The following is a 24,258-nucleotide window of genomic DNA, read 5'->3' on the forward strand; positions in this document are numbered from 1 at the left end:
TGAAACGCTTTCAACAATTGTGTTGTACTGGAAGGAAAGGGGTGGAGAGATACGATGGAATTACAGCAGGACTTGATTCCTCAGAAAAAAACAATCGGCGCCTTAGATCACGCCGTTTTTTTATGCATGGTATTTTGTTTCTGGTTTTCAGGCTATATTTACGTTCCTGTATTCAGTCTGTATTTGGAGGATCTGCACTTTTCATATGGCGCAATCGGCATCATTCTCGGCAGCTACGGGGTCACGCAAATCCTTCTGCGATTCCCGCTCGGCCTTTTGTCAGACATCCTGTTTTCCTTGCGCAAGCAATTGTTAATTGCCGGGTTCGGCTTTTCCGTCCTCAGCAGCCTGCTTTTTCTGATGTTTGATTCTTTCTTCTTCGTGCTGGCCGCCCGGCTTTTCGCGGGAATCACTGCTTCTACGTGGGTGATGGCGACCATTTTATACGCACATTATTTCGACAATGGCAATGCATCAAAAGCAATGGGCATCATGCAGTTTTTTACCGTCATGCCTCAGTTTGCCAGCATTGTGTTCTGCGGGCTCGCCGCAGCCCATTTAGGGAGGCAGGTTCCTTTTTGGATGGCGCTGGCAGCTTCTGCCGCAGGTCTGGTGATCTGCTGCTTTATTCAGGATCCGTCTGCTCCTCCCGCAAACCGTGGCACCATTCGTGTCAATCAGTACATCAAAGATACATTGCGGCTGCCAAAGCTGAAGCTTTTCACCATCCTGTCTATGACGGCCCATGCCGTATTATTTATCACAGTGTTTGGTTTTACGCCGCTTTACATGAATCAGCTCGGAATGGGCGACGCGGAGCTTCTTTGGGTGATGAGCGCCTTTTTCCTCCCACACGCAGCCGCCACATTAAGCTTTGTGTTTCTGCGCTTTACAAGCCGTATCGCTTACTCCGTGATGCTCATTAGTTTCGCTGTCACCGGGGTCTGTTTGCTATACGTTCCTTTTTCAGCTGCATTGTTCACGGTTTGCATCACACACGCCTGTATCGGACTGGCGCTCGGCTTCGTTTTTCCTCTGCTGCTAAGCCATGTCGTCGAAATCAGTTCTGCCCGATTAAAAATGTCAGTGATGGGGTTTTATCAATCATTTTATGCGCTAGGCATCTTCCTCGGTCCCCTTCTTGCCGGAAAAATCGCACAGCTTGTCGGGCTTGCGGGAGTTTTTTATGGAGCCGGGTCTCTGGCATTTGCCGCCTTTTTTGTGATGCTCGCGCAAAAACGTAACATGATCAATTAATAGTTTTTATACCGCCGGAAGCGCCACACAGAAAACACGGCCAGAAGCATGATGCACAGAATGGAGAAAGTGAGTGACCATCCGAAAAAATCTGCCCGCTCTCCATGAAGAAGGATATGCTCCGCCTGCTTGCAAATCTCGGCCGGAAGCCACTTCGCACCATCTGGAAATAGTGAAACAGCAAAGGAAACAGCTGCTGTGAGCCCGATCCCGCAAGCCGCAGCTGCTCCGACAGACCGGAATATCGTACTTCCGGCAAGGCCGGCGGTCACAATAAATATCACCCAAAGAGCGTAAAGGCCAAGGCTTGCGGCAAAGCGGCTGAATGATGCGTCCTCAAACAGCAGCCGGACGTAATAATAAGCAAGCCCGTATCCAGCTGCAAACGACATAATGCCGATCACGCTTTGGATGAGCCATTTACTCACAATATAATGGGCTGCCGTCACAGGCCGCGACATAATCAGCGCTGTTACCCCTTGATTTCTTTCATTGGCTACACTGCCCATCACGCTAAAGATGACCAGAGCCATGCCAAGCGTGTTGAATTGAGAAAGCGTGCTGACCATCACTTCAGACCCGGAGGGCATTGTAAAACTAATTTTCATGCCGTCAGGAAGGTTCCCTCCATGTGCGATGATTTCCGGCATATAATAAATGGTCAGCGGCTGTGTCAGCCCGACGATCATCATCGCAATCGGCAGCCAAATCAGCTTGCCGCTTTTCCATCCTTCCAGCCACTCCTTCTGCAAAAGCGCCATCATCACCTTCATGCGTGCACCACCTTTAGATAGACGTCTTCTAGAGACTCCGTTTTCTGTTCAAAGCGGGTGACGGTCAATCCCTTTCGGATACAGTCACTTAATAATGACCGGCCAGCGTGTATATCAGGCAGCTCGAAAACCGCTTGGGACGGATTCTTATAGACAATAGCTGAGACGTAAGGCTTCTCTTCAAGCCAACCTTCCAGCTTCTCTTTCACTGAAAGGGTAAAAACGTTCGTTTGCTGCTGTTGTTTCAGCTCCTGTAACTCGCCTTTCCATGAAATCTCACCGTTTTTCATAATCACCACTTGATCACACACCTGTTCTGCATCGTGCAAAACATGTGTAGAAAACAGAACGGCCATATGCTTTTTCAGCTCCCGCATCATGTCCAGCACCTCGAACCGTCCTGTCGGATCAAGCGCAGACACCGGTTCATCCAATATCAAAAACTTCGGTTTATGGAGCAGTGCCTGTGCCAGACCGAGTCTTTGTTTCATGCCTCCTGAATAGCCCCCGATCTTTTTGTGCGCCGCTTCGTGCAAACCCACAAATTCCAGCATCTCGCCGATTTCCTCTTGGCATTTTCTCTTCGAAAGGCCGGACAGTCTCCCCGCAAATGTCAAAAATTCATTTGCGGTCATCCAGGAATAAAAAGCTGGATACTGCGGGAGGTACCCAATCAAACGCCGATCCGGCTTTTTTTCTCCTAACAGCTTAATGTTTCCGGAGGTTGGCGAAAGCAGACCGGCCAGCATTTGCAGAGTCGTGGTTTTGCCGGCTCCATTGGGACCTAATAGCGCGACACACTCGTTTTCATTCACGTGAAAACTGATATTCTTTACAGCTTCATGATGCCTGTACGATTTGCATAATGATTCAATAGACAGCATATCGGCTTACCTTTGCTTTCTGCCGACGGTGAAAAATAAAATCGGCCCGATAATATTGATACATACGATGATTGCAGCCCACATCCACTTTGGCCCGTTCGTCCGCTCTTCTTTTATACAGCTGATAAGGGCAAACACCGCCAAAGCCAGCTGTAATACAATCAGCGGCAAAATCATTTCCCAAGAAATATTCATTGCTTGATCCCCCTTTTCTTCCGATCCGGCCTAATGACAAAAAAGTAATAACAAATCAGAGGCATCGGTGCTTGAATCAATCCGACAATCCCCCAAACCCATGCCATGTGATTACGTTTTTTCGCATCAATAAATAAAAAGATTCCCTGCGCCAATACGATGAGACAAGCCGCAACCGTTATGATAATTTCTGTTTGTGTCATCCGCGTTTCACCTCGCATTCGCCGAGATGCCTTTTTTTCTCAGCCGCAATCAAAATCGGCAGCACCGCAAGCACACAAACCTGAAGCACAATAAACACAGCAGGAGCTTGAGTGAAAGCTAAGATTGCAGCACTCACAACCATCAGCGCGCAGAATACAAATAAAATGATCTCTTGAAGAAGTTTTTTTCTGTATTCAGCTTTCATTTGTGACAGCTGGTGAAGCAGTTCTTTTTGATTCGGTATAGAGGGATTGGCTGTTTGATCAATTTTTTTCCATTCTGACTTTAAATGATCAGAAAGCTTTTCTTTATTCATCGTCCCACTCCTTTCTGATTTGCTGGAGCCCTTTATGAACTCTGGACTTTACAGTGCCTTCTTTGATTTGAAGCATCACCCCGATTTCAGCGTAGGTATAGCCGTAGTAATGCCTTAATAAAACCGGTGTGCGCAGTTTAGGGTCCAGCTTTGAAAACAGATCGAGCGTTTCGCTCCACTCTGCCCCTTTCGCCGACACGTCCCACTTGATCTTGCGGATTGTTTCCTCCGTAACTGTCTGATTCCGTTTCCATTCTCTCTTTCTCTTTTTCTGGTGATCGAGATAGAGCCGCGATGCAATGGAGATCAGCCATGTGGAGAATTTTGAACGGCCCTGAAAGCTTCTTAAATGGATGTACCCTTTCAGAAAGGTTTCCTGAACAAGTTCCTCGCTGAGATCGGGGTGAAGGGAAAGCTTTAACAAGTATTTATATAAGAAAGAATAGTGATAGTGGAAAAGGGCTGTAAACGCCTCGTCGTTTCCCTCTTTCGCCTGCTGGATCAGCCGCTGTTCTTCATGTGTATCCAATGACCGTGATCCCCCCTTTTTTGTTTTTCTGCCTTATGAGACGACACCGGATTCAAAAGCGTTCATCTTTTTTACAATTCTTTTCAGCTATTGACAGATCAGGCTTCCCGGCCGTTTGGCTGCATATCCTTATTTGTAAACCCTCTTATAGTCTGTTAAGCTATGACTTTATGTCGATTTCAAAAAAACATCCAATATGGAGGACGATGCATTGAAAGTAGAAAGGCGAACGATTGAATATATTCCGAATGAAGAAAGACATGGTAAAGCGAAAGATTTATTTCCCGTATGGTTCGGGGCTAATATGCATATCACCACGTTAGTGACCGGCACGATTCCCGTTGCAATGGGACTTAATCTGTTTTGGAGTGTTGCCGCTATTATTTGCGGAACCTTAATCGGTGCCATATTTATGGCGTCTCATTCCGCGCAAGGCCCTCAGCTAGGCATCCCGCAAATGATTCAAAGCCGTGCCCAATTCGGCGTAATCGGAGCGATTCTTCCCCTCTTCTTAGTCATGTTTATCTACCTTGGTTTCTTCGCAAGCAGCACGATTCTGGCGGCCGGAACCTTAAGCAGCTTTGTTCCCATCCCGGGATCATGGAGCATTATAGGCTTAAGCGCCGTATGTTTTTTACTCACCATTTTCGGCCATGATTTGATTCACAAAATGCAAAAAATCCTTTCTTGGACCTCTTTTGCTGTATTTTTTGCTGCAACGATTCTCATTTTTCAATTGCCGATTCCAGCAGGCAGCTGGATTCCCGGAGCGATTGATCTGCCAATTTTCTTGGTGGCAGTCAGCGCAGTTGCGACGTGGCAGCTTGCCTACGCGCCGTATGTTGCCGATTATTCAAGATATCTGCCAGTTAAAACACCGGCTTCAAAAACATTTTGGTACAGCTATGCAGGTACATCTGTCAGCTCCATCTGGATGATGCTGCTCGGCGCATTGCTGACAACCTCACTTCCTGACTTTACGGCAAACTCAGGCAGCCAGATTGTCCAATTGTTCGGTCCCTTCTCGTTTATTATGCTGATCATTGTGCTATTTGGGCAAATGGCAATCAATGTTTTTAACCTTTATGGGGCTTTCATGTCCACGACAACAACGCTGGAGCCGTTTCTGAAATTAAAAGTCACGCCCAAAGTCAGAATCATCATGATCCTGGGTGTCACGCTTGTCGGCACAGTCTTAAGCCTACTGGGACAGAGCAATTTTATGGAACTGTTTTTGAATTTTATCTTTTTCATCAGTTATTTCTTAATTCCGTGGACGGCAATCAATTTAGTCGATTACTACTTCGTCCGCCACGGAAAGTATCAAGTCAAAGCCATGTTCGACGTAAACGGGCCTTATGGAAAGGTCAATTGGATCACCACAATTGCGTTCGTTCTGTCTATCTTGCTGGAAATTCCGTTTATCAACACAAGCTTTTACATCGGACCGCTTGCCAAAATGTTTGGCGGCGGGGACATCGCATGGATTATCGGCTTGGCCGTGCCTTCTGTGCTTTACTATGTATTAATGAAACCGCGTCTGAAAAAACGGGCGGGGTATCAAGAAAAGCTGTCTTCTCTCTGAAGACAGCTTTTTTATCATTCAAAACGTTTCCACACGCGGGGCAGGATGTCAGATAGCTCATGAGCGAGCAACGTATGAGCGGAGTGCTCGTCCGTCCAGAGCTCGGCGCACGCACCATGCAAATAGACCGCGTTTAATATGGCGTGCTTTGGATCTTCATGGCAGCAGAGCATCCCCAATATCATGCCCGTCAGCGTGTCACCGGTTCCGCCCTTGGCGAGCGCCCCGTTTCCGGTTGGATTGAGCCAGCAGTCTCCATCAGGAAACGCGATGACGGTTTGGTTTCCTTTTAACACAATGACAGTCTGCAGCTGAGCCGCCCATTCCTTTGCATATTCCGCTCTTTTTTTCTGCAATTCGTTCACGGGCACCCCTGTCATTCGGGAAAACTCGCCCGGGTGCGGCGTGAGGATGACGGGGGCCTCCCGTTTCGGATATGTGCGCTTCGCCAGCGCTCCGGCATCCAAAATAACAGGACAATCAGCCGTAAGCACATGATCGACTGCCTGCTGTACGCTTTCCGTTTGCGGAAGGCCCGATCCGATGGCAATGGCTCGGTACGTCTCTTCAAGCTGAGCATCCGCCGCCTTTTTCCAGCCGTCACGCCAATAGGTCGCCTCGGGCAAAACAGGAACAATTAGCGGGATTACGCTTTCTGATGTACCGATGACAAGCTTGCCGAGACCGCTCCGCATGGCCCCAAGCCCTGCAAGCAGCGCTGCCCCCGGCATGTCGTCACTTCCAGACAGCAACAAAGCCGTACCGTACGTGCCTTTATGGCTCTCCGCATCTCTTTTAGGAAGCGTGGCCCTTACATGCTCTTCCGTCCAATATGGAACATTCATCTCTATCCCTCCTCTGCTTTCTTTTCCTATTTTTCCTGTCCCTTTTCTTTTTCAAACAAAAAAGACAGCCTTTTAGGGCTGTCTTCTATTTTACAGGAACATCAAGGTGATACAGGCGGCTGTACCGTTCGTTTGCCGCCAGAAGCTCCTCATGGGTTCCTTCCATTTCTGTTTTGCCGTTTTCGAGAAATACGATTTTATCAGCCGCTTCCACTCCCGCGAGATGGTGGGTAATCCATAAAATCGTTTTTCCTTTCAGCACCTCAAACACCGTTTCCATCAATTCACGTTCGGTAATAGGATCGAGGCCGACTGTTGGCTCATCGAGGATGATGATCGGTGTGTCCTGCAGCAAAATCCTCGCAAGTGCGATCCGCTGGCGCTCTCCACCGGAAAAACGGATGCCCGTTTCCTGTACAGAGGTATGATATCCGTCAGGCAATGACTCAATGTAGTCATGCAGTTTGACCTGCTTTGCGGCGCGGCGCACATCCTCGTCGCTTGCTTCTCCGTTTCCGAGCCTGATGTTGTTCAAAATACTTGTATCAAACAGGTGCGGTTTTTGATTTAACACGGCCACCGCATCCGCAATCTGATCCTTTAACAGCGCTGTCTCCACTCCGTTTAACGTTACAGAACCGGAGTCCGGTTTCAAGGCGCCCTCGATTAATGCAAGCGATGTTGATTTCCCAGAGCCGCTTCGGCCGAGCAGCGCCATTTTTTCTCCTTGGCGCAGCGTAAAGGAAAAGTTGTCAAGCACTTTGCTGCTGTTGTCATAAGAAAACGTCACATCACGAAAGGCCAGGGTGACATCTTGAAGATCGAGCATTTGATCCCCTGATTCAGTTTGTAACGCCTCCGGCTGAGGAGTCACCTTGTTCATGCGTCTGATAGAATCCTGATAGCCCGGCACTTCGCCTAAGGCATCCGAAAGCGGCAAAAAGGCTTCCGTCAACGGAAACACCACTAGCACAAAAGCGGCAATCATCGTTTTAGCGAGCTCGCCGTCCGCTTGCTGTCCCGCTGTCCAAAACAGCATCAGCAAAATAAGACCGGCGACAAGGCATTGCGCGGCAAAGTCCCGCCATCTTGTAAAGCGTTGTTTTTTCCGTTCAAGCTCAAACCAATCATGTTCTTCTTTTTCATAGGCATCAATAAACGCATGCCGGCGTCCGCTGAACATCCAGTCGCTGACACCCATCACAGCATCTGTCAGACGGCTGTACAGCACATTCCGTCCGCTTTTCAGCTTCGCATTCTTCGCTCTCGTCACGAGCAAAGACACAACCGGAAACAATACAACAAGAACAAACAAATACAGCGCAAGCAATATGGCAAACGGCCAAGAGAAGAAGCCGAGCGCTATCACTGACACAGCATACAGGAGCAAGGCTGAGATCGCAGGAAAAATCGTTTTTAAGAAAGCATCCTGCAAATGCTCAATATCCTCAGACAAAATGCCGAGCATATCCCCCGTGCGAAAACGGGAACGCAGCATCAAAGCACCCGGCTCAAGCATATTGTAAAGGCGGACGCGCATGTCAGATACGATTTTCAAAATGATGTGATGGCCGACGAGCCGTTCCACATATCGCGACACAGAGCGCGCAATCCCAAAGGTGCGCACAGCGACAATCGGCACATAAATGAGCAGAATGTTTTCCGGCCTTGTCGCCGCTTTAGAAATCAAAAAACCTGAGGTGAACATGAGAAAAGCAGCAGAAAAAATCGTCACCGCACCCAAAAAGATAACCAGAACGAACAGGCGGGCATTTTGCTTGATATACGGCAAAATCCATTCTTCTTTCTTCATGCTCTTTCCCCCAGTTGTGCCTTCACGAGTTTGGTATACACACCGTTTTTCTCCAGCAGTTCATTGTGAGTCCCGATTTCCGCAACCCTGCCCCCGTCAAGCACGATAATTTCGTCCATATCGAGCATCCAGTGAAGGCGGTGAGTCGCGAGAAAGACGAGCTTATCCTCAAATAAATCCAGCATCGTTTCTTTTATTTCATATTCTGTTTCGATATCAAGATGGGCGGTCGGCTCATCCAGCAGCAGGATCGGACGGTTTCCCAAAAAGGCGCGGGCCAGCGCGACACGCTGTGCCTGGCCGCCGCTGAGCGCCCGGCCGCCTTCCCCGATCCGCCCCTCTAATCCTTCAGGAAGGCTATCCACCAGCTCCGCCAGTCCCGCCGCAGCAGCAGCACGGGCTGTATCCTCTGCCGAAGCGCTTGGATGGTAGAAGCGAATGTTGTTCCCAAGCTTGTCATCAAAAATGTACGGATGCTGAGGGATGTAAAGAAGGTTCTTCTGCCAGCTGCCGTCCTGCAAATGGGACCGGCTTGTACCATTAACCTCAATCATCCCGCCATCCGGCTCTAAAAATCCACCGAGAATATCAATTAATGTTGATTTTCCGGCGCCGCTTGCACCGATAATGCCGATTTTTTTCTTGCCTTTGAATGAGAGATGAATATCAAACACCGAACGGCCGACTGACACGCCTGACAGCTTCAGCTCATCCTGATCGGACCAAGCCTCAAGCTGAAGCGGCGTCTCTTCTTTAAAACCAGGCTGCGACAAAATCTCTTGAATGGTTTTTCCTGCTTCCTGGCCGTTCAGCGTTGCATGGTAATCATTCCCCACTTCCCGCACCGGCAAAAAATACTCAGGCGCCAGAATAAGCGCCGTTAAAGCAGGGCCAAGCAAAATATCGCCGTCAATGAGGCGCAGGCCCAGAAATACTGCGACTGTCGCCACCGACAGCATCGTGAAAAAATCGAGGGCGAATGATGACAAAAACGCCACCCGGAGTGTGCTCATCGTTGCCTTGCGATACCGCTCACTCACATAGAAAATATTTTTGCTGTGTGACTTGCTCAAACCTAGGAAACGCAATGTCTCCAGCCCGCGAAGAGAATCAACAAAATGATTGGAAAGTCTCTGATAGGATTTCCACTGACGATCCGCTTTTCTCTGCGCGACAAGGCCGAGGAGAATCATAAAGATAATCAGAATCGGCATAGCAGCGACTAAAATGATGGCTGATGTCCGATCCTGAAAAAACACATAAATGACAACTGCCGCAGGCACAATCGCCATGCTGACCATTTTCGGCAGAAACAGCTCCAGGTAGCGGCGGAACTGGCTGATGCCTTCCATCGCCAGCGTCACCATTTGCCCCGTCCCCTCTTTCTTTGCAAAGCGGGGGCCTAATCGGAACAGCTGATCAAGAAAACTTTTCCTCAAATCTGCTCCTGTCCGGGCGGCGTATTGATAGACGATTTTCTGTCGCGCCACCGTCACCCCGTGCCGGGCGATAAAAGCGATGAGGAAAAAGCCGATCATCGGAAAAAGGGAGGTAATGCCCTTCCCGTTGAACAGTCCGGTTACGGCCTCACTCAGCCACTCTGCCTGCATAATAATGGCGGCTGTCTGAATCATCGTTAAACAAGTAATCAAGGTGAGAATCCGCTTCATTCCTTTATATCGAAACAGGTCTTTTCCCATTAATAAGTCATAGGCTCCTTATGGCTGACGCGCTTCCGGAAGACATAATAGCTCCAGATCTGGCTGCCGATGACGAACGGCAATAGCGTTAATGCTGCAATTGACATGACTTTAAGCGAATAATCTCCGGAAGAAGCGTTAGCTACTGTTAAATCGTATGCGCTATGAAGCGAGCTGACCATTACACGAGGGAATAGGGAAATAAAGATCATTCCCACGGTCAGCGCCAGACCAGCGCCTGTCATCCCAAATGTCCAGCCGTCTTTTTTCTTACGAATAAATACAGCCGCGAGCATAAAGCAGATGACAATCAAAACAGCGAGCGGAATGGTAATCTCGCCGCGGCGTGTAAACATGTCTGTCTGATACGCAGAAAGGGCCGCGAAGGCAAGAACCGCTACAAAAACAACACCCATTATCTTTTGCGCCATTTTCCGGGCGCGGTTTTGCAAATCACCAATCGTACGCAGCGTGATAAACATTAATCCATGCTGGAAGCAAAGAAGTGTTACCGTCACACCGCCAAGTATAGAATATACATTGATATAATCAGATACATGTGCGTGAATGTTCATGTCGGCATCAATCGGCATCCCGCGGAATAATGTCGTGAACAGCACACCAAGCACAAACGGAGGAATCAGACTGCCGAAGAAAACGACCCAGTCCCAAACCTTTACCCATTTTAAATGATCCACCTTGCCGCGGAACTCAAACGCGACCCCGCGGCCCATTAACGCAAGCAGCACTATGACAAACGGAATGTAATAACCGCTCAGCATCGTTGCATACCAGTTTGGGAATGCCGCGAAAATGGCGCCTGCGCCAGTCAAAAGCCACACTTCATTCGCGTCCCAGAACGGCCCGATCGTGTTGATCAGCACTCTGCGTTCTAATTCATTATGGCCAAGAAAACGGGTCGCCATGCCGACCCCGAAATCAAAGCCCTCCAAAAAGAAGAATCCTACAAACAATACAGCAACGAGTATAAACCAAAGATCATGAAGAGATGCCATGGTATACCTCCTGACTAAATGGATCTGTTGATACAGGCACATCATGATGATTATCATGCTCCGCACCTTTTTTAATCTCACGGATAAACAAGAAGACAAGCAGTGCACCAAGAATCATGTACATCACACCGAATGCGATGATTGAGAATAACAGGGAGCCCGCAGTTACGTTAGGCGACACAGATTGAGCGGTTGTCATTAAGCCCATGACCGTCCAAGGCTGACGCCCGATTTCTGTCATAATCCAGCCCGCGGAGTTCGCAAGAAACGGGAAGGAAATCAAAGCAATCATGATGCGCAAATACCATTTGCTGTTTTCAAGCTTTTTGCGGCGGTTTAACCAAAGGCCGCCTAACGCAGCAAGAATCATGACAACACCTGCTCCTACCATGATGCGGAAGCTCCAGAATGTCGTTTTCACTGGCGGAATGTAGTCGCCTTTTCCGTATATTTTTTCGTACTCAGCCTGAAGGGTTTTCATCCCTTTGACACTTCCGCTGAATTTCTGATAAGCCAAGTAGCTCAAGGCATAAGGAACTTTGATTTCGTTTGAGCTTTTTTCATTTTTTGTATCGATCGTCGCAAAAGCGGTCCAAGCAGCAGGGTCACCGCTGTCTTCCCATAGGCCTTCACTGGCAGCCATTTTCATCGGCTGTGATTCCATCAAGTGCTCAGCCTGCATGTGTCCGCTAAGGCCGACGCCAAGACCGGCACAAAGGCCGACGATCATTGCGAGTTTAAAAGATTGCTTAAAGAACGGCACTTCTTTTTTCTTCAGCAGTTTAAAAGCACTCACTCCGGCAATAAAGAAAGCTCCAGTGGCAAGCGCACCGAAAATGACGTGCGGGAATTCAACCCAAAGCTGAGGGTTTGTAATCAACGCGCCAAAATCATTCATTTCCGCGCGGCCGTTTTTGATCGTAAAGCCGACCGGCTCCTGCATAAAGGAGTTTGCTGTTAAAATCCAGAAAGATGACATGATCGTTCCGAATGATACGAGCCATATGCAGAGAGCGTGAATTTTCTTCGGCAGGCGGTCCCAGCCAAAAATCCATAATCCGATAAAAATAGACTCCATGAAAAACGCCAATAATGCTTCAATCGCAAGCGGCGCACCAAATACATCTCCGACAAAACGGGAGTAATCAGACCAGTTCAGTCCAAACTGGAATTCTTGCAAAATCCCTGTTACAACACCGACTGCGAAATTTATTAAGAATAAGTGTCCCCAAAACTTTGCCATTTTGAGATACAGCTCATTTTTCTTTACAAGATAAAGAGTCTCCATCAACGCAACCATAAACACAAGCCCGATAGACATCGGCACAAACAAGAAGTGAAACAACGTTGTTGATGCAAATTGTATGCGGGCTAATACCAATTCACTCATGCTTTCTCCTCCATTTCCGGTTAAAACTGTTAATTTGCTCACTACTTCACAAATAGAACCGAGACTTTGATCAGTAATTCACAAAATAGACGAAAAAAATATTGTTCAATATTTCACAAATGTGTCAAAAAGTCGTCCAATATGAGGCAAGATTGCCAGACTGACCAAATGACACAACCTCTGACTGGTTCATATTAAGTACTTTACAACGATTCATTTCAAAAATAAAGCCTAAAATACCTAAAAAGTCCCGCACTATGTGACGGATTTTTGTCTATTTTGTTGCTTATTTATGTCGGCTGCTAGGATAAATGACCCTTTATTATCGTACATCAACACATCGTTCCTTGCGAACAAAATGCTTGCCCTGCACCAGCACTCGTTTCTCCGCACTCCGTCATAAACAGATTTTAGGCAGGATGCCTCTTTTCATTTGAACCGGCAAGTGGAGAAAAGTTGAATAGTAAATTTTTAATATATTAATAATTTCAATTTTTTAGTATACTTAACATAGTGAACAATTTCACTGCATCAAGAATAGGGGAGGTTTTTCAATGGGAGAGCTTCAAACACACATGCAATTGCAAACGGATACAATTCACGAAGGGGTTCGAAAAGAGAATTGGTTTGCGAAAGCCATGAATATAAAAGTAGGCATCATACCGCTTCCTGTGTATGCCTTGCTGTTTATATTAATCACTGTTTTTGTTATGCATCACGATGTAAAAAGTGACATTTTGACATCCATTGCCGTCATGGCGTTTTTCGGGTTTACCTTTGCCCAAATCGGCAAATCGATACCGATTGTTCGTTCTATCGGCGGCCCGGCCATCCTAGCTACTTTTATTCCGTCCGCTGTCGTGTACTATCACCTTCTGCCTAATGATATCGTCAAATCCACCACAGAATTTACAGAAAACTCAAACTTTCTATATTTGTTTATCGCCGGCATTGTCGTTGGAAGCATCCTCGGCATGAAAAGAGAAACACTCGTAAAAGCATTTATGAAAATCTTTATTCCGCTTATTGTCGGTTCTGTCACAGCCGCTATTGTCGGACTGGCTGTCGGGACATTGCTCGGACTCGGATTTCAGCATACCCTGCTGTACATTGTCATTCCGATCATGGCTGGAGGAGTAGGAGAAGGCGCTATACCGCTGTCCATCGGATATTCTGACATCATGCCCATTTCTCAAGGGGAAGCGTTTGCACTTGTTCTGCCATCGATTATGCTGGGCAGCTTGTGCGCGATTATTCTAGCGGGATTGCTGAACCGAATCGGAAAGAAAAAACCGGAATGGACAGGCAACGGCAAAGTGGACCGCTCCGAAGAAGAGTCCCCTGCGCTGGAGGAATCACAAAGCGGACAACAAATGTTCAACCTTTCTTTATTTGCGTCAGGCGGTATCCTTGCTGTTTCTTTATACTTAGTCGGCATGCTCGCTCACGATTTTTTCGGTTTTCCGGCACCCGTTGCCATGCTGTTACTGGCTGTTCTAATCAAGCTGTTCAGATTGGTGCCTGCCTCAATTGAAAATGGCGCGTTTGGAGTGTCCCGCTTTTTTTCAACAGCTGTGACCTACCCGCTTCTCTTTGCGATTGGGGTATCCATGACGCCGTGGGACAAGCTTGTCGCCGCTTTTAACCTCAGTAATATTATTACGATTCTGTCTGTCGTTGTGACCATGATGGCCGTTGGCTTCTTCACTGGAAAATGGCTGAACATGTATCCGATTGAAACCGCCATTATCAATGCGTGCCATTCTGGACAAGGCGGTACGGGTGACGTTGCCATTTTAAGCGCCGCTGAAAGGCTTGAGTTGATGCCGTTCGCCCAGGTATCTACCCGCATCGGGGGAGCGATCACAGTATCCTTAACCTTATTGCTGCTGCACCAGTTTTATTGATCCCCGCAAGCAAGTTCTTCGTCAAACGAAAGAGCTTGCTTTTTTGCATGTCCATATTTTTGCAAGTTCCCATCCCATGCTATAGTAATAGTTGGAAATACTAGATAGAAAGGAATCTGGCATGCCTATGGGAACTCATCTATTTCTCTTTATGCTTCTCGGGCTGGGATTTTATTTGATATCAGCCCTAGCTGCAAAACTCATTCCGGCCATAGACTTCTGGATTGATATTGTTCTATGGGTCGGCGCTGCAGTTTACATCTTCTCTCATCTCTCATTCATGGACGGCATTGTCTCACTCGCGACAATGTTCTACTGCTATTGGACCGCAATGGATCTCATTGTTTCAGAGCGTGTGGAAAAACCTTCGGGAGACTGGCAGGAAATCGAGCTGGCCAGAAACAAAACACGTCTCCTGTCAGACATTACGCTGACCGCCATTGTGTTTGCAGGGGCTGTTATTTTTTTCATCTATGGACCTGACCCAAGCCCTCTCAAATATGTGATCCTTCTCGGCATGATCTCCGGCGGAGGGGCACTGGTGAAGCGTATACTGAATGTTTTCAGCGTAAAGGTTTTTTATTCAGCAGCCTTAGAAAAATTGCATATCAGCTCACACTATGAAACCCGTACATACCCGCTTTCCGATTTGAAGGACATTCAGCTTGAATCAACAGCTGATCTCTTAAAGCTCCATCCGCTTCTGACGATGTATTCATCACGTTTAGATTTGACAACAAGCTTTCAGCAAGTCATTAAACTGTCTCTTCCCGGCGAAACACTGTTTCTGACGGTGAAGGAACCGCAAAAATGGAAAACAATTCTTCAGGAATACACAGATGCAAAAAACAATGTGGACAATGTGATTTCTGTTTTGCCGTTTTATCATCGAAAAAATGTGAAGCGGCTGCTCGGTAAGCTTTATTTTGCCGCCAGCGTAAAAGGGGTATCCGCTTACGCCTTATTGGTGCTCGCGTTATACGCATTACACGCCTCTCCATGGGTCATGGCTGTTGCCGTAATCCTGTATTGGGTATTCAACATGTATATGTCAGACCGTGTGTTGCGGGCGGCGATGGACGCCAAGCCTTGTCATCATCCGCATGTACAGGCAGCGGCCGATAAGATTTTCCGATCGGCCGGCATTTCCCATGTCCGCATATACGAAACGGAGAGTGATGATTACAACGGAATGGCAGTAGGCATGAATGTCGGGAGGTCAATGGTCATCCTGACAAGCGCCACACTAACACTTCCACAGCGTGTCATTGAAGGCATTCTGGCCCATGAGGCAATTCATATCAAAAAACGTGACGTTCTGTCATCACAGCTTTTGCGTTTTCTATTTCTTGGAGCTGTCGTTGGGATTTTCCTCTTGTTTGAGCAGCATATCACCCATCCCGAGGCCCACAAAATTGTGCTTTGGGCTTTCATTATGGCAATCATTATCCTATTCCAGCTCTATCAATCCTTTTGTTCACAATGGATGGAGGTGCGTGCTGACAATCTTGGCGCATCATTGCTGGAGGGCGGTTACAAACAAATGGCTGAAGCCTTGAAAATCTTGGCGGTTCGGCAGGATGAGGACATACAGAAACAAAGTGCCTACAGCTCTAAAATAGGTGAAGACGAGCTTCAAATTGACTCTCTCACCCGTGATAAAAGCTGGTTTTTCAGATTGATTGATTTTCAGTTCGCTCCTCATCCCCCTATGTATTGGCGTGTCGGCACTTTATTGTCAAACAAAGGACGTGGGGTGCTAAAGCGCTGGCTCAGAGACCGCCTGAAAGAATCAATCACTTTGAAATGAAACCGGTCAGCGTTTCATCCGTATAACAGATATGGTGAAAAAAGGGAGTGACCAGAAGTGATAGTGATCTTATTGATAATAGCTATTATTGTTTTTCTTTCAGTCATTCAGCCGCAGTCATCGGATAATAAAAGCCGCCAGCAGGCGGACAGCGGGTATTTCGGTTATTCAGACAACGGCTCATACCATGATGGATGCAGCAGTGACGGAGGTTTCAGCGATTCCGGCTGTGGCGGCGGAGGGGGCGGCGATTAAACGCCGCCTTTTTTTATTTCATTGATTCGATGTACGCACCAAAAGCCGAGCCTGACATGCCTGGGGACACGCGCACACGATGGAGGGCATACATTCCCTGGTCTCTTGAAGCCGCGCCTGGTTCTGTCGTCACGCCCATTTGATAGCCTGTTTTTTCAGCGGCCTTCAGCGTCTCCTCATTGTAGCGCCCTACCGGATAGCTGATGATGGTGGTTTGCTGATGAAACATGTTGTCGAACAGCTTTTTCGAATCCGCCATCTCGCTTTGCTGCTGTTGAGGCGTTAATCCGTTCAGCTCAAGGTGGTCAATCGTATGGCTTTCAATCGATATGCCGTGCTGTGCCATTTCCTTCATTTGGTCCTCTGTCAGATGGTGCTTATGTCCGATAGTTTTGCCGATCATAAAAATCGTTGCCTTCATCCCGTATTTTTTCAGCACCGGATACGCATCTTGATAATTGTCGGTGTACCCGTCATCAAATGTGATCAGCACGCACTTCTCACTCGGTTTTTTATCCTGCGTCAGCATGAGATATGCCTCTTTCGGCGTTAATGTCTGATAGCCGTTAACATGAAGCCACTTCATATGCGCCTCGAATTCTTTCTTTGGCACACGGAGGCTGTTTCCTGAAGAAATGCTGTGGTACATCAAAATCGGCAGCTTTGCCGGTTTCTCTGTTTTGATCCATGCGGATGTATCGTCTTCTTTTTTCTGAACTTGTACTGCCTTTTTTTCCGGTTTCTTTTGTTCCGCTTTTGGCATCGGCTGCTCTACATTCGCTTCTTGATCAGCGCAAGCCGCAAGAGCCAAACAGCTGCCCAAAAGAAAGATGCTTAAAAACAATCGTTTCATCGTTCTCCTGCTTTCTGTCTATTTCTTCCTCCTTTTTCATCGGTTTGATTCTGAAATTTTCAATAGCAAAAAACCGGACATCCCCATGTCCGGTTTTTTTGATCTTATCGGATTCTCACTTCTGTCTCACTGTCAAAGAAATGGCCTTTATTCATATCAAATGCAACCGTCAGTTCATCGCCCGATTGAATATCGAGGCGGGCGTCGATCCGCGCAATAAAGTCTTGGTTGTCGATCTGCGAATAAATCATGATTTCAGAACCGAGCAGCTCTGCAACATTGATTTTCGCCTTAATCGAAGAGTTCTTATATGATTCGACGACAATCAATTCATCATGTATATCCTCAGGACGGATGCCGAAGATGACCTCTTTGCCGATATAGCCTTTTTCACGCAGCACTTTCATTTTTCCTTCCGGGACGGTTAATGCCGCAGAACCGATTTTGATTAAGCCATCCGTGAGCTTCCCTTTGAAAAAGTTCATCGCCGGTGATCCGATAAACCCGCCGACAAAGACGTTTTCAGGGAACTCGTATACATCCTTCGGCGTCCCGATTTGCTGAATTTTCCCATCTTTCATGACTACGATCCGTGTCGCCATCGTCAGCGCTTCTGTCTGGTCATGCGTCACATAAATCGTAGTAGTCTGCAGTCTCTGGTGGAGCTTAATGATTTCCGCCCGCATTTGCACCCTCAGTTTCGCGTCCAGGTTTGACAAAGGCTCATCCATCAGGAACACCTTTGCATCCCGCACGATTGCCCGGCCCAGCGCAACCCGCTGTCTCTGTCCGCCTGACAGCGCTTTCGGTTTACGGTGCAAATATTCCTCCAGCCCGAGAATTTTAGCGGCTTCTTCTACTCTTTTTTTGATTTCAGGCTTCGGCATTTTCCGAAGCTTGAGCCCGAACGCGATATTATCGTAGACCGTCATATGCGGATAGAGCGCGTAGTTCTGAAATACCATCGCGATATCCCTGTCCTTTGGCGCTACATCATTGACCCGTTTTCCTTCAATATAAAAATCGCCTTTCGAAATTTCTTCAAGTCCTGCGACCATTCGCAGCGTCGTTGATTTCCCGCAGCCGGACGGGCCGACGAATACGATAAATTCCTTATCGGCAATATGAAGGTTAAAGTCATCAACCGCCGGTTCCTTTTGATCATAAAATTTATAAATATGCTCCATCCGCAATTCAGCCATCTAACATCCCCCTTTGTTATTGTAAACGTTTTCTTATGTTGAGTGTAACAGCAATTCCCTCTCGCTAAAATGGGCAGCGTTCATAAAATCACCCAGCCATTTTTCGTGCATATTTCCAATTTATTCTGAACTTTCATTTTGCAGGCAGATAAAATAGGCAAGAAGCGCGCCTTTGTACGATTTGATATCTATCCCTGACCGCTCAATAAATTTATCAATCCGATATTGCAGGCTGTTGCGATGCAGATGCAGCGTTTTCGCTGTTAATGTGACGTTTGAGTTGTTTTCAATAAACAGCTTAATGGTCTTCCTTAGCTCAGCTTCACTTCCAAATAAAAGCTCAGCTTCTTCAGAGAGCAGCGTTTCCAGTTTATCTTTTTCTGTTTCTAATAATAGAAAAGGAAAGATCATCTCAAAGGTCACACTCTGCACCTGAGGCAGCCTTTTTTCAGCAAACAGGAAATACGCCTGTTCACGAGTGTAATGTTTTCGCAGACACTCATCCGGCTCGTAAAATCTTCCGGCATAAAAACGGACACTGAAGTAGAAATCACTTTCAAGAACTTTTGCGAGCGATTCCAGTTCGCCCTTCTTCGCCGCCGCTTCACTTTCCTGCTCGACAATCACGCCTCTGTCCTCATGAATCCACACAATCACAAAAGACACCGGCCAAAAATGGCGAACCGCTTCTGTAAAGGACGTCCTTTCTATTTTGCCGAATAAATGAAAGTGAACAAATCTCGTCCGTTTCTTTATGTACGCCGGCAATTCCCCTCTGGAAAATAGGAACGAAAACCACTTGTTTTCCTCAGGTGATTTCATAGACAGTTGATTGCCCTCATCCGCAGGCGTCAAAAATGATTGCAGCACCAATACTTCTTTTTCACTGATCTCTGTTTTCGGAATGGAGATATATCTCTGATTGCTCTCATCAAAAAAACATAGACAGCCTTCCCTTATGCAAAGCTCCTCAGACACAATCGAACCGGGATAAATAGCCAGCAGCGATTTCATAGAGTCTCCTCTCTTTATGTAAGGATCTGTATATTCAGTATAAGGCGAAACACACATGTTCTCCACTAAAAAAGAGTATATCCGGTATAGATAGACGAGAAACTGAAAGGGAAAAGGAGGGCCATCTTATGAGTTTCGAAACGTTAAACAAAAGTTTTATCAACGGAAAATGGACTGAGGGAGAAAGCGAACGTACGGAGGACATTTTGAATCCGTATGACCAGTCTGTGATCACAACAGCATCTTTGGCAACGGGCAAACAGCTAGAGGATGCGTTTGACATTGCACAGAAAGCCCAAAAAGAGTGGGCCAAGAGCACAACGGAAGACCGAAAAGCCGTCCTGCAAAAAGCGCGCGGCTATTTACAGGAAAACCGTGATGACATCATTTTGATGATTGCCCGCGAAACTGGCGGAACGATCATTAAATCAACAATCGAGCTGGAACAAACGATTGCGATTTTAGATGAAGCCATGACGTATACTGGTGAATTAGGCGGCGTCAAAGAGGTGCCATCCGACATTGAAGGGAAAACCAATAAGATTTACCGCCTTCCGCTAGGTGTCATTTCATCGATTTCTCCATTTAATTTCCCAATGAATCTATCCATGAGATCCATTGCGCCCGCAATTGCGCTGGGTAACAGCGTTGTTCACAAGCCTGATATCCAAACTGCTATTTCCGGCGGGACCATCATTGCGAAAGCGTTTGAACACGCCGGTCTTCCTGCCGGTGTCCTTAACGTCATGCTGACGGATGTAAAGGAAATCGGGGACGGCATGCTCACCAATCCAATCCCGAGATTAATCAGCTTTACGGGATCAACCGCAGTCGGGCGCCACATCGGTGAAATCGCCGGTCGCGCCTTCAAACGAATGGCACTTGAGCTCGGCGGCAACAATCCATTTGCCGTTCTTTCAGATGCGGATGTCGATCGTGCTGTGGATGCCGCGATTTTCGGAAAATTTATTCACCAGGGACAAATCTGTATGATTATCAACAGGATCATCGTTCATCAAGATGTATACGATGAGTTTGTAGAAAAATTCACCGCCCGTGTCAAACAGCTTCCGTACGGCGATCAAACCGATCCGAAAACCGTTGTCGGCCCGCTGATCAACGAGCGCCAAATCAAGAAAGCACTGGAGATCATTGAGCAGGCAAAGACAGACGGCATTGAGCTTGCGGTTGAAGGAAAACGCGTCGGAAACGTGCTGACGCCGTACGTCTTTGTCGGTGCGGACAACAACAGCAAAATTGCCCAAACGGAGCTGTTTGCCCCAATCGCAACCATTATTAAAGCTGGCAACGACCAGGAAGCGATTGACATGGCAAATGATACTGAATACGGCCTCAGCTCTGCGGTTTTCACTTCTGATTTAGAAAAAGGCGAAAAGTTCGCCCTGCAAATTGACAGCGGCATGACCCATGTCAACGACCAGTCCGTCAATGATTCGCCGAATATTGCCTTTGGCGGAAACAAAGCAAGCGGTGTCGGCCGTTTCGGCAATCCGTGGGTCGTCGAGGAATTTACCGTGACGAAATGGATTTCGATACAGAAGCAATACCGCAAATATCCGTTCTAAATGAAAAAATCCCTCTGTTTCAAGTACAGAGGGATTTTTCTTTATTTAGATATATCCACAAACCCTTCGCCAAACACATCGCGTACGTCATGTACGATCACAAACGCTTTTTTGTCGCAGCTTCTAATGATTTTTTTCAGCATAGACAGCTCCTGTTTGTTAATGACGATATACAAAATCTCTTTTGACTGGCCCGTATAATTTCCCTTCCCTGATAAAATCGTCACGCCCCGATCCATCAAGGTATTTACCTGCTCTGCAATCTCACTCTTATTTTCTGAAATGACCGTAATGGCTTTTTTCGTATTCAAACCTTCAATAATGAAGTCCATCACTTTGGTACCGATATACAGCATCACGATCGTAAACATCATTTTTTCTGCACCAATAATAAAATAAGAGCTGAATACTACGATTAAATCAAAAAACAAGAGTGCATAGCTGATATTCCAGTCTAAATATTTATTAGCAATTCTGGCCAAAATTGCGGAACCGGCTGTCGTCCCGCCGACCCGGATAATCATGCCGATCCCGACTCCCGCAAATACACCTGCGAAAATCGCATTAATGATCAATTCATCAGACGGAATGCTCCACCCATGTGTCAGATGAAGAAAAAGCGAATTTGCCGCAACCGCAATGATCGTATAAACCGTTGTTTTTCCATCCAGAAACTTGTAGCCGATTAAAAGCAAAAACGCATTTAAGATAAAGTTCGTGACACCAGGAGACCATTGAAACAGATAATACAATATCAGCGTAATCCCAGTGACTCCGCCTTCCCCAAGATCATTGGGAATCGCAAATAAATTAACCGCAAGCGCGAAGAAAAAAGCGCCAATCACAAGCATAAGTACATCCAACATTCTCTTTTTCATCACGAAAACACTCCTTCTCATTGTTCTGTTCTAGCAAATAAAAAAACCCAGGAGAACGCTCTCGAAAAAGAGCAGAAACTCCTGGGCTTTTATCCCACCGTGTCATAACAGCCAAGCTGCTATGTGTTTTCTCTCGGTCACAGTCCAATTTGCATTGCGGAACCCTAGAAAACCACTGTTTTTATCATATCCTTTTCACTTTCCAATATTAGCATTATAAGGGACGGTTCGAATTGGTTCAAGGGGTATTTGCGGAGTTTTCATCAGATAAGCTGGAAGAAAAAATGATTTATCTATTAAAAAAGAACAGATATAACCGATAAGAAAAAAAGCATATATTTTACAAGTAAATTTAACTATAAATGATAATAATTATGAGAAATTCATAATTTTATATTGACTAAGTGAAATAATATAGGCATTATAGTACATATGTTTCGTACATTTTATTACATAGGAGGAAATATAATGGCAGGAAAACTAGTACCCTGTAAAGCTTGCGGTCAAGAAATTGCAAAGGGTGTAAAAAAATGTCCTAACTGCGGTAAGGATCAACGTAACTTTTTTATGCGACATAAAATCATTACGTTTATTCTCGCAGTTGTTGTCATCATTATTATCGGTAATATGATTGGCGGAGGCGGTTCAGAAGCCACTTCCAAAACATCAAGCAGCAGCAAAGCAGAAACTGAAAAAACATACAATATCGGTGATACTGTAAAAACTGAAAAAACTGAAGTGACAGTTACGAAGGTAGAGGACAGAGATACTGTCGGTACTCAATATGTTGAAAAGAAAGCATCTGAGGGAGGTACTATTGTAGCTGTTCAATATACAATTAAAAACGTATCTAAAAAACCGATTAGCTCTTTTTCAATTCCAACTGTTAAATTAGTTGATGCTGATGGTACTTCTTATGATTCTGATATTGATGCTTCTGTAAACTATGCAACTGAGACAAAAGTTGATAACTCTAAAATTTTGAGTGATCTAAATCCTAATATTAAAGTAACAGGTGTAAAAGCATTTGAAGTTGACAAGGAAGCTTATGCAAAAGGCACTTGGAAACTAAAATTCAGTAATGATGTTATTGTGAAAATCAAATAACAGCTAAAAAGGGTGCCTGTTCAGGCACCCTTGTTCTTTAAAGGCCTTCTCTATTGAGAAGGCCTCCATTCTTATTCCGCACTCTTATACCCATTCACATTAGAAGACTGCCATCTCCAGGAATCAGCACACATTTCCTCAAGGCCGCGTTTCGCTTCCCAGCCCAGTTCCCGCTTGGCTTTCGCAGGATCTGCAAAGCATGTGGCGATGTCTCCCGGACGGCGGTCCGCAAAACGGTACGGAACCTCTTTCCCTGACACTTTTTCAAAGGCTTTGACCATTTCAAGCACGCTGTAGCCTGTGCCTGTTCCAAGGTTGTATGCATCGGCTCCTGTAGAGTTCAATACTTTTTCCAGCGCCTTGACGTGTCCTTCTGCGAGATCAACGACGTGAATATAATCGCGTACGCCTGTCCCGTCTTTTGTCGGATAGTCATTTCCGAATACGTTTAATTGCTCGAGCTTCCCGACTGCTACCTGTGCCACATACGGCATAAGGTTATTTGGGATTCCGTTCGGGTCTTCACCGATCCGTCCGCTTGGATGCGCGCCGAACGGGTTAAAGTAACGAAGCAGCGCAACGCTCCACTCATTGTCGGCTGTATGCAAATCACGCAATATTTGTTCAAGCATGAGCTTCGTCTGCCCATAAGGATTTGTCGCACCTAATGGAAAGTCCTCCGTAATCGGCGATGTTTCCGGAACGCCGTACACTGTCGCAGATGAACTGAATACGATTTTCTTAACGCCGTATTTCTCCATGGCCTCGCATAAAATAAACGTTCCTGTCAGATTGTTATGATAATATTTGAGCGGAATCGCCACAGATTCACCGACTGCTTTTAACCCCGCAAAATGAATCACAGCTTCGATTTCATTTTCCGCAAAAACGGAATCTACCGCTTCCCGGTCCAATAAATCCGCTTCGTAGAACGTTAAATCTTTTCCTGTAATCTCCTTTACACGGTTCAGCGCCTCAGCCGAACTGTTAGACAGATTATCAAGAACAACAATCTCGTAGCCGCTGTTCAATAGTTCAACACATGTGTGGCTGCCAATGTACCCGGCACCGCCAGTAACAAGTATTGCCATGATGTAAACCCTCCTAAAAAATGACCTGTTTTCATTATATAGTGTTTA

At 46.4% G+C, this 24,258-nt stretch carries 23 protein-coding genes and 1 riboswitch; of the genes, 7 read left to right on the forward strand and 16 right to left on the reverse strand.

Features of this window, described 5'->3' with window-relative positions; translation table 11 throughout:
• Window positions 1-54: 54 nt before the first annotated feature.
• On the forward strand, window positions 55-1,257 hold the full coding sequence (locus tag NST79_RS20180; protein ID WP_212060203.1) for an MFS transporter: 1,203 nt from the start codon (window positions 55-57) through the stop codon (window positions 1,255-1,257).
• On the opposite strand, the gene NST79_RS20185 is transcribed toward NST79_RS20180, so the two are convergent.
• The 6 genes from NST79_RS20185 to sigY are packed head-to-tail and all read right to left on the reverse strand — an operon-like array spanning window position 1,254 to window position 4,158.
• Window positions 1,254-2,030, reverse strand: coding sequence for an ABC transporter permease subunit (locus tag NST79_RS20185; RefSeq protein WP_212060201.1), 777 nt, complete (start codon window positions 2,028-2,030; stop codon window positions 1,254-1,256). The genes NST79_RS20180 and NST79_RS20185 overlap by 4 nt on opposite strands.
• A complete protein-coding gene (locus NST79_RS20190; protein WP_024573403.1) occupies window positions 2,027-2,914 on the reverse strand; it encodes an ABC transporter ATP-binding protein in 888 nt (295 codons plus the stop codon). Before NST79_RS20190 ends, NST79_RS20185 begins: the two co-directional genes overlap by 4 nt.
• Before the next feature lie 6 nt (window positions 2,915-2,920).
• Window positions 2,921-3,109 (reverse strand): sigma Y negative regulator YxlE, encoded by a 189-nt coding sequence (yxlE, locus tag NST79_RS20195; protein WP_003227293.1) that lies wholly within the window; start codon window positions 3,107-3,109, stop codon window positions 2,921-2,923.
• On the reverse strand, window positions 3,106-3,312 hold the full coding sequence (yxlD, locus tag NST79_RS20200; protein ID WP_003242917.1) for a sigma Y negative regulator YxlD: 207 nt from the start codon (window positions 3,310-3,312) through the stop codon (window positions 3,106-3,108). The genes yxlE and yxlD overlap by 4 nt, the downstream gene beginning before the upstream one ends.
• A complete protein-coding gene (locus NST79_RS20205) occupies window positions 3,309-3,629 on the reverse strand; it encodes a YxlC family protein (RefSeq protein ID WP_003227289.1) in 321 nt (106 codons plus the stop codon). The genes yxlD and NST79_RS20205 overlap by 4 nt, the downstream gene beginning before the upstream one ends.
• Entirely contained in the window at window positions 3,622-4,158 is a 537-nt protein-coding gene (gene sigY / locus NST79_RS20210; RefSeq protein WP_015250905.1) for an RNA polymerase sigma factor SigY, read from the reverse strand. The genes NST79_RS20205 and sigY overlap by 8 nt, the downstream gene beginning before the upstream one ends.
• A gap of 211 nt (window positions 4,159-4,369) precedes the next feature.
• Between sigY and NST79_RS20215 the strand changes: the two genes are divergently transcribed.
• On the forward strand, window positions 4,370-5,743 hold the full coding sequence (locus NST79_RS20215; protein ID WP_003244111.1) for a cytosine permease: 1,374 nt from the start codon (window positions 4,370-4,372) through the stop codon (window positions 5,741-5,743).
• 14 nt (window positions 5,744-5,757) lie between these two features.
• Here NST79_RS20215 and NST79_RS20220 read toward each other — a convergent pair whose 3' ends face one another.
• The 5 genes from NST79_RS20220 to cydA form a co-directional block, all read right to left on the reverse strand.
• Window positions 5,758-6,588 (reverse strand): NAD(P)H-hydrate dehydratase, encoded by an 831-nt coding sequence (locus NST79_RS20220; RefSeq protein ID WP_212060199.1) that lies wholly within the window; start codon window positions 6,586-6,588, stop codon window positions 5,758-5,760.
• An 85-nt stretch (window positions 6,589-6,673) separates the two neighbouring features.
• On the reverse strand, window positions 6,674-8,401 hold the full coding sequence (gene cydC, locus NST79_RS20225) for a thiol reductant ABC exporter subunit CydC (RefSeq protein WP_212060197.1): 1,728 nt from the start codon (window positions 8,399-8,401) through the stop codon (window positions 6,674-6,676).
• The gene (gene cydD, locus NST79_RS20230; protein ID WP_212060188.1) at window positions 8,398-10,101 is read right to left on the reverse strand and encodes a thiol reductant ABC exporter subunit CydD; all 1,704 of its coding nucleotides are present in this window, start codon (window positions 10,099-10,101) and stop codon (window positions 8,398-8,400) included. Before cydD ends, cydC begins: the two co-directional genes overlap by 4 nt.
• Complete coding sequence (gene cydB, locus NST79_RS20235; protein ID WP_003244559.1) at window positions 10,101-11,117, reverse strand: cytochrome d ubiquinol oxidase subunit II; 1,017 nt, start codon at window positions 11,115-11,117, stop codon at window positions 10,101-10,103. The genes cydD and cydB overlap by 1 nt, the downstream gene beginning before the upstream one ends.
• Window positions 11,101-12,507 (reverse strand): cytochrome ubiquinol oxidase subunit I, encoded by a 1,407-nt coding sequence (cydA, locus tag NST79_RS20240; protein ID WP_003243795.1) that lies wholly within the window; start codon window positions 12,505-12,507, stop codon window positions 11,101-11,103. Before cydA ends, cydB begins: the two co-directional genes overlap by 17 nt.
• A gap of 554 nt (window positions 12,508-13,061) precedes the next feature.
• Between cydA and cimH the strand changes: the two genes are divergently transcribed.
• The 3 genes from cimH (at window position 13,062) to NST79_RS20255 (ending at window position 16,479) form a co-directional block, all read left to right on the forward strand.
• Entirely contained in the window at window positions 13,062-14,414 is a 1,353-nt protein-coding gene (cimH, locus tag NST79_RS20245; RefSeq protein WP_003227271.1) for a citrate/malate transporter CimH, read from the forward strand.
• 121 nt (window positions 14,415-14,535) lie between these two features.
• Complete coding sequence (locus NST79_RS20250) at window positions 14,536-16,224, forward strand: M56 family metallopeptidase (RefSeq protein WP_212060185.1); 1,689 nt, start codon at window positions 14,536-14,538, stop codon at window positions 16,222-16,224.
• 57 nt (window positions 16,225-16,281) lie between these two features.
• Complete coding sequence (locus NST79_RS20255) at window positions 16,282-16,479, forward strand: hypothetical protein (RefSeq protein WP_021480969.1); 198 nt, start codon at window positions 16,282-16,284, stop codon at window positions 16,477-16,479.
• A 13-nt stretch (window positions 16,480-16,492) separates the two neighbouring features.
• Here the strand turns inward: NST79_RS20255 and NST79_RS20260 are convergent, their stop codons facing one another.
• The 3 genes from NST79_RS20260 to NST79_RS20270 form a co-directional block, all read right to left on the reverse strand.
• A complete protein-coding gene (locus NST79_RS20260; protein ID WP_212060183.1) occupies window positions 16,493-17,332 on the reverse strand; it encodes a polysaccharide deacetylase family protein in 840 nt (279 codons plus the stop codon).
• A gap of 104 nt (window positions 17,333-17,436) precedes the next feature.
• Window positions 17,437-18,534 carry a maltodextrin ABC transporter ATP-binding protein MsmX gene (gene msmX / locus NST79_RS20265; RefSeq protein ID WP_003242648.1) on the reverse strand — a complete coding sequence of 366 codons (1,098 nt, stop codon included), beginning with the start codon at window positions 18,532-18,534 and terminating at the stop codon, window positions 17,437-17,439.
• 120 nt (window positions 18,535-18,654) lie between these two features.
• Window positions 18,655-19,548 (reverse strand): PucR family transcriptional regulator, encoded by an 894-nt coding sequence (locus NST79_RS20270; protein WP_212060181.1) that lies wholly within the window; start codon window positions 19,546-19,548, stop codon window positions 18,655-18,657.
• Window positions 19,549-19,676: 128 nt separating this feature from the next.
• Between NST79_RS20270 and NST79_RS20275 the strand changes: the two genes are divergently transcribed.
• Complete coding sequence (locus tag NST79_RS20275; RefSeq protein WP_212060179.1) at window positions 19,677-21,134, forward strand: aldehyde dehydrogenase family protein; 1,458 nt, start codon at window positions 19,677-19,679, stop codon at window positions 21,132-21,134.
• A 41-nt stretch (window positions 21,135-21,175) separates the two neighbouring features.
• On the opposite strand, the gene NST79_RS20280 is transcribed toward NST79_RS20275, so the two are convergent.
• Window positions 21,176-22,012: a YitT family protein gene (locus NST79_RS20280; RefSeq protein WP_019712849.1), complete on the reverse strand. Its 837-nt coding sequence runs from the start codon at window positions 22,010-22,012 to the stop codon at window positions 21,176-21,178.
• A gap of 76 nt (window positions 22,013-22,088) precedes the next feature.
• Window positions 22,089-22,191: riboswitch (guanidine-I (ykkC/yxkD leader) on the reverse strand.
• A gap of 388 nt (window positions 22,192-22,579) precedes the next feature.
• Here NST79_RS20280 and NST79_RS20285 point away from each other — a divergent pair.
• Window positions 22,580-23,119 (forward strand): DUF4352 domain-containing protein, encoded by a 540-nt coding sequence (locus NST79_RS20285; RefSeq protein WP_121549361.1) that lies wholly within the window; start codon window positions 22,580-22,582, stop codon window positions 23,117-23,119.
• A gap of 71 nt (window positions 23,120-23,190) precedes the next feature.
• Here the strand turns inward: NST79_RS20285 and galE are convergent, their stop codons facing one another.
• Window positions 23,191-24,210, reverse strand: coding sequence for a UDP-glucose 4-epimerase GalE (galE, locus tag NST79_RS20290; RefSeq protein WP_029318629.1), 1,020 nt, complete (start codon window positions 24,208-24,210; stop codon window positions 23,191-23,193).
• Between the last annotated feature and the right edge of the window lie 48 nt (window positions 24,211-24,258).

It is taken from the genome of Bacillus sp. PS196, from assembly GCF_037963555.1.
GTDB classification, from domain to species: Bacteria; Bacillota; Bacilli; order Bacillales; family Bacillaceae; genus Bacillus; species Bacillus subtilis.